This is a genomic window from Microcoleus sp. Pol7_A1 (assembly GCF_036701085.1).
In the GTDB taxonomy this organism is placed as follows: domain Bacteria; phylum Cyanobacteriota; class Cyanobacteriia; order Cyanobacteriales; family Microcoleaceae; genus Microcoleus; species Microcoleus asticus.
Genome location: NZ_JAUBQD010000111.1, coordinates 1 through 11061 on the forward strand (window position 1 = coordinate 1; position 11061 = coordinate 11061).

Here is an 11061-nt window from a genome sequence, read left to right on the forward strand (position 1 = left end):
TTCCTTCTTCCTTCTTCCTTCTTCCTTCTTCCTTCTTCCTTCTTCCTTCTTCCTTCTTCCTTCTTCCTTCTTCCTTCAAAAATTTCTAAACTCCTCAATCAAATCGATAATCTGATCGCACCGGAAGTTCTTCACCAAATCGGCGATCGCCCTGCAGAAATCAGCATGAATCGGAGGAATCAACAACAGCAGCCGAAAAATCTCCTCGTTATCAACCGCATCCGCTGCCGCGTACAATTCATCAATCCATTCAGGAGGCATAGCTTCAAAAAATGAAGCATTGAGCGTAAAAGGAAAATTAGCCGTTTCAGTTACCGCGGACACTTCACCGGACGCCACAGCATCTGAACTTGGCGAAGCTTCTCGATCGTAAACATAGCTGACTCCCAGATACTTAGCCATCTTTTCCAGAATCACTTGCTCCCGAAAAGGCTTCGCTACAAAATCATCGCAACCAGCAGATAAAATTAGCGATCGCTCCTCATCAAAAGCACTTGCAGTCAGAGCAATAATCACCGTTGCTTGACCTTTCAAATGCGCTTTAATCTGTTTAGTAGCTTCATAACCGTCCATCACCGGCATCCGCATATCCATCCAAATCAAATGAGGTTCCCAACTCGACCACATTTCCACAGCTTGAACGCCATTTTCAGCGTCCTGCACAGCAAAGCCGAGGGATGTCAGCATTCTAACCAACAGCAAGCGGCTTTCCAGGCGATCGTCAACAGCTAAAATGCGGTATTCCGGCTGTCCGGGTGTGAGACTCACAACGCGACGAGCTGTTTGAGCCACCTGAATTTCCACTGGATTGGGGAGGGAAACTTTAACATCAAATCTAAAAATGCTGCCGCGACCGACGCTGCTTGTTACCGTTATTTTTCCTCCCATTAACTCCAGGAACTGTTTGCTAATCGGCAAGCCTAAACCAGTTCCTTCTTGAGCTTTTTTCCCGCTTTCTGTTTGCGCAAAAGGTTTAAACAAATTGTCCATTTCTGCCACAGAAATTCCCCATCCCGTATCTTCAACTTCAAATAGCAAACAGCAATTGTTAATTATCGGCATTTTTTCTTGATTTTTATTTTGCAAAAACTCATGTTTTATTCTTAAATTAACACCACCTTCCGCAGTAAACTTAATAGCATTGACCACTACATTAATTAATACTTGGCGCAACTTGCTTTCGTCTGTTTCTACGTATTGAGGTAAGTCTGGCGTGGAATCAAAAATTAACTGTAACCCTTTTTTTTCGGCTTGCAGCTTCAGCATATCTTCAGTATTTTTTAGCATTTGATGCAAGTCGAAGGTGCTATTATTAACTGTCACGAGCCCGACTTCAATTTTTGACATTTGCAGAATATTGTTAATCAGCTCGAGCAAGTGTTCCCCGCTGCGGCTAATAATTCCTAAGTATTGCTGTTGGTCGGCACCGAGGGCTGCGTCGCGCGCCAGAAGTTGGCTGAAACCGAGAATTGCGTTGAGGGGAGTTCGCAATTCGTGGCTCATATTCGAGAGGAATTCACTTTTCGCCCTGTTGGCTCTGTCGGCTTCTTCTTTGGCTTTTTGCAGGGCTATTCCTGCTTGTTTCCGCTCGGTAATATCGCTAGCTGTGCCAGTTGTGCCGATGATGTTTCCTTCAGCGTCCATGCGCGCGATCGCCTTGGTATTTACATCAATCTGTCTGCCGTCTTTTCCTAATACTATATTTTCGTACTGAAACACAGTTTTCCCCGTCAGCAAGCGCTGCTGGAGTTCCCATTTCCAATCTATTTCTCCTGGCGCTAAGAAATCGCTAAAAGAACAGCCGAGCATTTCTTCAGGCTCGTAACCGTAGATTTGTTTAACTGCTTGGTTCACAAAAGTAATGTGCCCTTCAGCATTGCAAGACCAGATAATATCTTGGGAAGTTTCAACTAAATGACGGTATTTTTCTTCGCTCTCTGTTAGGGCTATTTCTGCCAGCTTGCGTGGGGTAATGTCCATCAAAGTTGTGAATATTTTTGTCACTTGTCCTTGTTGGTTGGCAACTACTTCTCCTCTGGCTTCGATGTAGCGGATGAAGCCGGCTTCACTTATTTGTGACGGGCAATTATCCGCAGCAATTTTCGGTTCAGGCCTCAGAATGCGATATTCCAAGCTGTAGGATTGCCCGCTAGCAATAGCAGTGTCGATCGTTGTTTGCCACTTTTGTCGATCGTCCGGATGCACATATTGCGAAAACTCAGTTAGTGTTGGCGCAGCTTGGGTTGAATCGAGCCCGAAAATCCGAGATAACTCTTCCGACCAAGTAGTTGTGTTGGCCGAGAAATCACATTCCCAATTGCCGACACGGGCGATTCTTTGCGCTGCTGCTAAAGAAGCCGCTACAGCTCGGAGTTTTTCTTCGGCTAATTTGCGATCGCTAATATCTTGAATCACAGAAATTACGCAGGTTTCGCCATGAATGTCAATGATTTCTGCTGACAGCAAGCCAGTTTTAAGTACCCCACTTTTTGTGCGCAAATCAAATTCGTAGTTGCGCACAATTTTTTGGTGTTCTAACATTTTAAACAGCTCGGCACGGGCTTGTATACTTTCCCAAAAATTCAAATCAAGCGCCGTGCGATCGATAATTTCAGCAGCAGAATAACCAATTGTCTGGCAAAAAGCCTCATTAATTTCTAAATAACGACCATCTTTAAGTCTGGTAATAGTAATCGGGTTCGGAGAAGAACGAAAAGCTTTGGCAAACTTTTCCTCTGACAAGCGCAGTTGTGCAGTCCGCTCCTCGATTACAGTTTCCAATTCTTGATTCAGCTTTTGGAGTTGAGCGTTTTGTTCCGCTAATTGTTTCTCCATAAAATAGCTGTTGACTGCTTCTTTCACCGTCAATTTCAAATCTTCTGACTGCCAAGGCTTCGATATGTAGCGGTACAATTTAGCATATTTAATAGTATTCGCCACTGCTTCGATGTCTGCTTGCCCCGTCAGCATAATTTTGATAGTTTTTGGCGAAACTATGTGAATTTGCTTCAGCAATTCGTCTCCTTTGATATGGGGCATCAGATAGTCGGAAATCACTGCCACGATTTCGCAGTTTTCTGCCAGCAATTCCTCGATTAACTCTAAAGCATCTTCGCCGCCTTCAGCGGTTTCTAATAAGTGTTCTTCTCCCAGAGTTTTTTTTAACTCCATTTTCAAACTTTCAAGAATTATCGGTTCGTCATCCACGCAAATAATCACAGGTTTATTGTTCATATTTTTGCCAAACCAGATTTTATAGTTTCTACTAATTCTTTGCGATCCCACGGCTTGTACAAACAGCGGTGCAAGTTTGCTTGCTCTTGCACCCGTGCTATTGCTACTTCGTCGGCCTGCCCGGTCAGCATGACTTTCACAATCTTGGGATATTTTTGGTGAACCATAATCAAAAATTCATCTCCTTTAATACCTGGCATTAACCAGTCAGATACTATGACCAAAATATCACTTTCATCTTCTTCTTGAATTTCTTCTAGAATTTCCAAAGCTTCATCTGCATTTTCCGCTACTTCATAGAGGTAAGCATCCCCAAATTCTTTTTTAAGCTGAATTTTTAAACTGTTTAAGACTACAACTTCATCGTCAACGCACAAAATTACTGGTTTTGGCATAAAATTTTACTTGTTTTTAATTTTAAAACTTGGGGCATTTCCGCATTTCTTTAATTGCTATCCGGGATTCCAATGGGCAAGGATATAGTAAATTTGGTTTTTCCTGGCACGCTTTCTACTTGCATTTCACCTTGGTGTTTTTCCAGAATTTTCTGAACTATATCCAATCCCAAACCGCTGCCTTCTCCCGGAAGTTTGGTCGTGAAAAACGGCTCAAAAATTCTCGGCATAATTTCTGGGGGAATGCCTTTACCGCTATCGGTAATACTGACTAATATTACGTTATCTTGGTGTTTGGCATCAATTTTCAACACTCCTTTGTTGCCCATCGCTTGTAAAGCATTGTGAAGCAAATTTGTCCAAACTTGATTTAGTTCATCAGGATAGCATAGCACAGAAGGCAAATCAGTACCATAGTTTCTGATTACTTCCACGCCGTGTTTGATTTGGTAGTGGTAAAGCGTTAAAACAGTATCAATACCGTCGGTAATGTTAGCGATTGTTTTGGAACCCGACTGGTCGTAACGAGAGTAGCTTTTCAAAGCAAAAACAATTTTAGCTGCCCTATCTGTCGCATTAGCAATATTTTTAGTGCTTTTTTGTACCGTAGCGAATTGGTAGGCGGTTTGTAAAAAATTTGGACTTTGGGTATCTTTCAATAAAGGTAAAAAAGTTTCTAAATTGCATATGCCAATATCTAATAATGTACAAGCAAGGCTGTCGGCATTCTCAATTTTTTCTGCTTCTAATTGCCGCTGCAAAAGTTTTTTTAAATGACGTTTTTCTTTACTAGATAAGGCGTCTGTTTCTTGACTTGACTTGTGCAGCAGCGCAAAAAAATCCTGCTGCCTTTCCGGGGATAGTTGCTGGAAAAATATCGGCAACTGCTGCAATTGTTCCGCCCAGAAGTCGGCAATGTTCTGCACCGAGGAGCGAATCGCCCCTAAAGGAGAATTGATTTCGTGAGCAACTCCGGCAATTAACTGTCCGAGGGCTGCCATTTTTTCTGATTGAATCAGTTCTTTTTGAGTGCGCTTCAGCTCTTCTAACGTATGAGATAATTCTGCATTTTTTTGGCACAGCGCTGACTCGGCTATTTTGCGATCGCTGATGTTACGGGCAACCCAAATCACTGAATTTTTTGAGAACAGAGAAATGCAGGCAGAAAACCAAATTTCGCGGCCGCCAACTGTTAAGCTGTAGTCGAAATTGAGCGTTTGTTGGGTCTCTAACACTTGCTGAACTAACATCCACCAATTATCCGGGTTGTTGTCGTCAAAAAAATGTTCGATTGTTAGGCTAACTATATCGCAATTAGGCTCTAATAACGCCGCCGTGTTTGTCGGTAAAACTTCTATGTTGCCCGGATTTTCTAGCACGAGAACTATGTCGGTCATTGCTTCAAAAACGGCGCGAACTTTGCTTTCAGAAAAGTGCATTTTTTTTTCAAGCAATTGGCGCTCGCTAATTTCTTGCTGCAATTCTTCGTTGCTGGCTGCTAGTTGAACCGTGCGGTCTTGAACTCGCTGTTCGAGTTCGGTGTTGAGGCGGCGGACTTCAGCTTCAGCGGTGGCGCGGTCTTGTATTTCCTTTTTTAGCTGGCTGTTAGCGTTAATTAATTCTAAAGTTTGCTGTTGAGTTTCTTTTTCTAAACTTTTATTTAAAAGCCTCAACTTTTCCTCTACTTCGGTTCTCCGAAGTGCTTCTTTTTGCAATTGTTCGTTAACTTTTTTTAACTCCTGGATCTGTTCGGCAACTGTTTCCTGCAAAAGCTCGACATTCGCTTGGATTTCTACCGGATCTAAGGCGTGCAGCAGGGTACTTTGGCTCACGATTCCGGCTAAATATCCTCCCTCGTCCACCACCACCAAGCGCCGGATGCCGTGCTGCTGCATGAACTCGTGAGCCTGCCACAAAGTGGCTTTTACCGGCAGCGGGATCAGGGGAAAACTCATGGCGGCGGCGGCAGGAGTGCCGGCAAAATCGAGTCCAGAAACTTGGAATTTAACAATGTCGCTTTCTGTAATTATGCCCACAGGTTTCTGATGTTTGTTGTCGCTGTCAGTGCAAATGACTATGCAGCTTTGGCGCTGGGTTGTCATCTGTTTTGCGACTTCTAAAACAGAGGTGCTCGTTGAAGTAACTATTACTTCTGTATTCATAATTTCTTCTGCGCGCCACATTTTCAGCAAGTCGCCCGGTTTCAGGCTTTGACGGATGCTTTCGCAGGTGATGGCGCCTAGCAAGTTTCCGCGTTCGTCTGTGAGGGGCAAGTGACGGATTCTTTTCGATCGCAATATGCTCAATACCCTAAAGATATTCCCCGCTTTATCGAGGGAAATGGCGATCGGATTTTCAGTCATTACCTCAGAAATTACCCCCTCTGCTACCGAAATACCGCTAGCAGTTATTTTCACAACATCGCGCTCTGTAAAAATTCCGAGCAGTTGCTGACCCTGAGCGATTAAAATACAACTGGCGCCCGCCTGAGTCATGGCAGCGATCGCGACTTTCACAGGTGTGTCTGGAGGCAGCACCGGCGGTTTGGGGTCGATCGCCTGTTCTAGCAAGCTTTGAGTATCAGAAGCTGTGGTTGACATGGGCAAATCAAGGGGGATAGATGTAAGCGGAACCGATAATTAATACCATTTTAGATTCCAGAACAGTGGCGGCACGCTGACCGCAATCGAGGTTTGACACCGGTCTAGAGTTATATTTTTAGTTGCGCATCCGTATGATTGTTAGTAGGATAGCGCTAAACGGCGATCGGGATTGACACGATAAAGGTCTTTTGACCTATAACTGACGCTACTTCTATTTTAACCGAATATTTTTCCACAATCTTTTTAACAATATCCAGTCCCAACCTTCTGCCTTCGTTGGCGTTTTTGGTGGTAAATAACGGCTCCACGATTCGCGGCAAAATCTCCGGAAAAATTCCATCAAGGCTATCAATGACGCTGACGAGCAGCATCTAATTTTCTACTATTACCCTACTGTTTAAACTTTGCAATTGTTCATTGACCGAATAACATTGTAAATCATGTTTGTCCAAAATTGATTGAGTGCGCCTGAATATCACAGCAATTCAGAGAGTAACTTTTGATAATTTCATGCAATGTATTTTCCGTCTCTAAGTTAGTTTTTATAAATAGTTAATATAGTTTTAAGACCGTCATTAATACTGGCAAGTATCTTTTATTCCGTACAGCTATAGGGAAAATATCTAAAGAAAGCAAAAATTACTTTTGCTGCTCTGTCTGTCTGTAGCACTGGCAGCAGATGCTTTTCTTGGCAAGGCGTGGATAAACTGCAGGGAATATCTGCCTGACTCAGGCATTTAAGCACCGCTTGATGAAATATTTGATTGCACTGCAAGTTTATTGATTGTTTGAGTTGAACTACCAGGTTGCTCAACTCGGCAATTTCATCTTAGAGGTCTGTAAGCTCTTGCCCGACAAAATAGGAATATTGATATTTGTGTTTGTCACAATAACCGACAACTTCAAAAGCTCCGTTTTTGAGCGCACTTTGATAGCTTTCTCGAAACCTTGGCAGCGTTTCCCTGACATGATACTTCCTGTCACAGAGCGAAGCAGAAATCGGTGAATTTCCATAGTGCAACACTTCGGACAGTTTTTGAGGGCAAACCGTATAATAAGGGTTTAATGGCGATCGGTACGAAGGCTTCGCTTGCCGAGGTACACTATAGGCTTCCTGGTAAATCAAGGGTTTCAGACGACGAGTTCAAAACTTAGTTCGCTTACGCACGCATACCGAAGCAACCCGGTTTATTCGTATATTTATCGTTCTTCGACGCAAAATTTTTCGTATAAACCCGGAATAAGCGCCTCCATGCTTAAGCCCTGAAACTGTTTAAAGTGTTGCACTAACTCCTACCCCAGAAAATCACTGTGCCCGCAATTGTAAATAATAACCCTGCCTTTGTGCACAAGCATTCAAGGCAGGGTTATTATTGAGTATTCCGAATTCTCAACGGTGAAGCGAGCGCGCTACTGGCGGATTCGGCTGCCGAGCAGTACACTACTCGCCCAATCGAGTTATTTTAGCGCTGCGTTCGGCCAACATCAGCAGTACATAAATAGTCATTACATAGCCGGCGGCCAGAATGGGAATAATTAGAGGAATATCGCGATAAATCATAATTAGAACCAAAAGTCAAGGACTAGGAGGAGGAGGACAAGTTCAAGACCTACTACATTAAGTCAGCACGCAAGACCATGCCTTGGTTCTGAAGGCTGCTTTTCCATATAAAGTCTGCGGGAACATTTAGGCGTTCCCGGTCAATAATGATTTACTGCTTTACAGATGCTTAAACAGCCTAAAACCATCCACTTTAGCTGCTTTGAGCTACCGTGCACATAAGATGCGCTAGTCTTAAATCCTGAAAAATTTTAGCCACGAGGAACTAAAAATCTGTCCCAGAAATTTTCGCTGCGATCGACTAACAAGGCTGGCTCTAAGAAACTCTTACAGGCTCCTGGAAGCTACCTGCCAGTCTGGCTGTACTTAATGTATAGAATTGTTTAAATCCTTAACTCCTATAATAACACAGGGTTTCTGGGATTTAGAGATTTTTTGGCAATGTCCTTAACAATTCTATACAATAGAGGCAACCCCTGTGGCAGCCGGCTACTCGCCTCTGGCAGTCGCGTTACTCCGATCGGGCTGCAGATGACAAATAACTGCCGATCGCCTAGATTATTCTTTCCTATTGCAGAGAATTACCTTAAAATAAAGATATGATATGTAAAATTTTGTTACTTTACCGCTTGAGTCGGCGTATCCATGATCTCTAGCTCTCTCCTATTTTCCTCGGTTGAAGAAGACCTGCGACTGTTGACAGAAAACTTAAAACAGTTAGTGGGTGCCCGTCATCCCATATTGTACGCGGCTGCAGAATACTTATTCGGCACAAAGGGAAAACGGGTGAGACCCGCAATCGTCCTGTTAATAGCCCGGACAACTATGCCCGATCGTCCAATCACAGAAAAACACCGCCGCCTCGCTGAAATCACGGAAATGATCCACACAGCAAGTTTGGTTCACGACGACGTGGTAGACGAGTCAGATCTGCGGCGGGGAGTACCGACGGTACACAGTCGGTTTAACAACCGAGTGGCAGTATTGGCGGGAGATTTTCTGTTTGCTCAATCTTCCTGGCATTTGGCAAATCTGGACAACCTGCCAGTAGTCAAACTGCTTTCCGAAGTGATTATGGATTTAGCTGAGGGGGAAATTCAACAGGGACTAAATGGATTTGACACCAGCTTGTCGATCGAAGCGTACCTCGAAAAAAGTTACTACAAAACAGCATCTTTAATCGCCAACAGTTCCAAAGCAGCCGGTTGTCTGAGCGAGGTTTCAGCGGAAATAGCAGACGATTTGTACAACTACGGGCGCAATATTGGTTTAGCCTTTCAAATAGTAGATGATATATTAGATTTCACTGCTTCAACGGAAACTCTGGGGAAACCCGCAGGCTCGGATCTCAGAAGCGGGAATCTGACAGCGCCAGCGCTATTTGGCCTAGAAGAAAAGCCTTACTTGGAAGTTCTCATAGAACGCGAGTTCGCCGAAGAAGGAGATATAGAGCAGGCTCTGGCATTGGTAAAAGATTCTAAAGGCATAGAGCGATCGCGAGAACTAGCCACCCATCACGCACAGAAAGCCGTCGAATACTTAGCTCCGCTGCCGCATTCTGAGTCCCGCCAAGCTTTGATTGACTTGGCAGATTACGTTTTGAGCCGACTTTATTAAAGGTGAAAAAGTTACATAAACTTTACGAGGAATTGGTAATGGGGAATTGGCAATAGGGAATTGGTAATGAGTAATGCCCGATGCCCAGTGTCTAACGCCCTATTACCAATTAATAGGAAATTGAGTTGTTTAAGCAATATCTGGCGGTGGAGCCGCTCGATACTGTTGCAAGTAAACGTTAATTAAGTTCTGCACTTGCTCGCGAGGGATTTCGGTTCCGACTTCCTGATTGCCGGGACTTTCAAAAAAAACAATACTGTCAAGACCTTCAAGAGCTATCATTTGAAATAATATGTGAGTGACAGGCAAAAGCACCGGTCTGAGACGATCGCCCGCAGCAGCCGCGGCCTGCGACGCATCTTTAAGACTGGTCCAAGCATAAATCACCCTCTTCTCCTGTCCCGGTTGCTTGAGATTGCTCAAAACCACGATCGCCCAACTTTGGTCTACCGCTTGCAGGATCGAGTATTCGAGATGCTGTAGCTGTTGGGCAATTAACACCAGGGCCGGGGCGATCGCCTTTAAGATTTGTGGCGTCGAACCGTCGGGCGGAGCTTTTTCGATCAATGCTTGAATCTGTTGGTCTAAATCCATCAGTCAGTTCTTTGATATCTAAAATTAAAAATTTCAGGTTAGCAGGTGCGCGTCCAAGTATATATTACCCAGCACTGCCCCATAGAAATAGTACGCCATGTGGGGAACGAGCGTCTCGATCGCGATCCCGCCGGGCAAACGGCACGACGGAGTTGATTCCCCGCGATCTAAAAAACAGACTTGCCACATCAAGCTATTTCCACTATAGTTCAATACGGTTTAGTTAAGGCTTAAATCCTAGTAAACTAGGTATTATATACAAAAATGGAAATAAAGTACATTACATCTCAAAGAATGTTCATTAGTCTCTCCGGTAGTGCTGCACAGTCAGGTTTTTAAGCGTTATTGGCTTGTTGTAAAGAAACGTTATAATGATGGATAAAATACCAAATAGCGCCAATATGATTAGAAAGTTTTTTAGAAAATGAAAGGACTTTTCTCTCTAATCTAGCTATTCTTTGCCTGATTGTATTATTGAATCTTTCTATATAGGATATCTTGCGGCTATCTTTGCCTACGGCTTTGTGCCGTTTGGATGGAAAATTTTTTTGGTATGCGTTCCAAAAGTCTGTAAAGCAAGAAGCACATTGACTCTGGAACAGGGTGCACGTGAATCCCATCATCCCTTAGCCCCGGATTCATCTCTACTGCCAATATATACACCAACAATTTCTAACGATATCTTTTCTAATGGGAGTTTATCTATAAAATATTTTTTTATTGTGAAATAGGTTGATGTCTAAAACCCGTGGAAAAACTGCCTATAATAGTCCTTACATTTAAAGTTTTGCTTACCACTATGAGTCAAGCCATTTTTTCTGACATTTAAAGAACCGCACTTGGGACAATTCATAAAGAAGGATGTTAAGACAGTGAAACTAAATGATTATAACCGATGCAGCCTAACTATGCACCACTACCGGAAAGGAGACTGGTCAGACAAACTATATAGAAAGATTTAATAATACCATGAGACAAAGAATAGACATCTCCAAAATAGTAACATTATGTGGTAAAAGAACATAAGAAACATTTTTTACACAGAAACATGAGCGAC

8 protein-coding genes and 1 pseudogene are annotated in these 11061 nt (G+C 43.3%); 1 reads left to right on the forward strand and 8 read right to left on the reverse strand.

The genetic code is table 11. The features are described 5' to 3' along the window. Window positions 1-75: 75 nt before the first annotated feature. From QUA20_RS30710 to QUA20_RS30730, 5 genes are all read right to left on the reverse strand, one after another. Entirely contained in the window at window positions 76-3234 is a 3159-nt protein-coding gene (locus QUA20_RS30710; protein ID WP_333194064.1) for a PAS domain S-box protein, read from the reverse strand. Then, window positions 3231-3629, reverse strand: a complete 399-nt coding sequence (locus QUA20_RS30715; RefSeq protein WP_333194066.1) for a response regulator — start codon at window positions 3627-3629, stop codon at window positions 3231-3233. Before QUA20_RS30715 ends, QUA20_RS30710 begins: the two co-directional genes overlap by 4 nt. 50 nt (window positions 3630-3679) lie before the next feature. After that, a complete protein-coding gene (locus tag QUA20_RS30720; protein ID WP_333194068.1) occupies window positions 3680-6229 on the reverse strand; it encodes a CBS domain-containing protein in 2550 nt (849 codons plus the stop codon). Between the two features lie 155 nt (window positions 6230-6384). Next, a complete protein-coding gene (locus QUA20_RS30725; protein ID WP_333194070.1) occupies window positions 6385-6603 on the reverse strand; it encodes an ATP-binding protein in 219 nt (72 codons plus the stop codon). 458 nt (window positions 6604-7061) lie between these two features. Continuing rightward, window positions 7062-7358: a hypothetical protein gene (locus QUA20_RS30730; protein WP_333194072.1), complete on the reverse strand. Its 297-nt coding sequence runs from the start codon at window positions 7356-7358 to the stop codon at window positions 7062-7064. A gap of 1080 nt (window positions 7359-8438) precedes the next feature. Between QUA20_RS30730 and sds the strand changes: the two genes are divergently transcribed. After that, window positions 8439-9410 (forward strand): solanesyl diphosphate synthase, encoded by a 972-nt coding sequence (sds, locus tag QUA20_RS30735; RefSeq protein ID WP_333194074.1) that lies wholly within the window; start codon window positions 8439-8441, stop codon window positions 9408-9410. Window positions 9411-9539: 129 nt separating this feature from the next. Here the strand turns inward: sds and QUA20_RS30740 are convergent, their stop codons facing one another. The 3 genes and pseudogenes from QUA20_RS30740 to QUA20_RS32230 form a co-directional block, all read right to left on the reverse strand. Then, window positions 9540-10004, reverse strand: a complete 465-nt coding sequence (locus tag QUA20_RS30740; RefSeq protein WP_333194075.1) for a hypothetical protein — start codon at window positions 10002-10004, stop codon at window positions 9540-9542. A gap of 335 nt (window positions 10005-10339) precedes the next feature. Beyond that, window positions 10340-10627, reverse strand: a complete 288-nt coding sequence (locus QUA20_RS32225) for an IS1 family transposase (protein ID WP_445304735.1) — start codon at window positions 10625-10627, stop codon at window positions 10340-10342. 131 nt (window positions 10628-10758) lie between these two features. Then, a pseudogene (locus QUA20_RS32230) lies at window positions 10759-10857 on the reverse strand (IS1/IS1595 family N-terminal zinc-binding domain-containing protein); the annotation flags it as partial. Window positions 10858-11061: the final 204 nt, after the last annotated feature.